The sequence below is a fragment of the Streptococcus sp. GMD4S genome (genome assembly GCF_000296955.1).
On sequence record NZ_AJRE01000400.1, the window covers coordinates 1 to 580 of the forward strand.

General features: G+C 38.4%; 1 protein-coding gene and 1 pseudogene. Both read left to right on the forward strand.

Annotated features, from left to right (window positions below; translation table 11 throughout):
* Positions 1-140: pseudogene (locus tag GMD4S_RS13385) on the forward strand (amino acid permease); the annotation flags it as partial.
* A gap of 100 nt (positions 141-240) precedes the next feature.
* Positions 241-580 (forward strand): GNAT family N-acetyltransferase (locus GMD4S_RS10170; protein WP_000558474.1); only part of this gene is annotated, 340 nt, incomplete at its 3' end.

Consider the following 580-nt stretch of genomic DNA (forward strand, 5'->3'; position numbering starts at 1 on the left):
TTAATCCCCTAACCATTCTCTTTTTTGTCTTTGTTTTCGTGACTCTCTTTTTGCAAGAGTCTACCTTCATGGGGGCAGTTGGTTCTGCTATCTGGATCTTTGTTTTTGGGATTTATAGTCAGTGGAAATTTAGAAAATAAATCATGAACTCATCAACTCTGTTTGGTGAGTTTTTGCTAGTTTGACAGTTTATTGAAATATGACTATAATCAAGTTGTAGCAGTTTATTAGGAGGTTTGAATGCACGTTAGATTGGAAAATAAGGAATCTCATAAAGCGCAGGAAATAGGGGACTTGATTCGTGCTTATAATCGTTCTAAAAGAGAAGAGGCTGAAAGCGAGCCACTGAACCTTTATGTCGAAGACGAAAAGGGCAATCTCATGGCAGGCTTAGTAGCAGAGACTTTCGGAAATTGGTTGGAAATCGAATATTTGTTTGTGAGAGAGGAATTGAGGGGACAAGGAATTGGTTCAAAACTATTGCAGCGAGCTGAAAATGAAGCCAAGAATCGAAACTGTCGTTTTTCTTTCGTGAATACTTACCAGTTTCAAGCGCCAGATTTTTATCTAAGCCATGGCT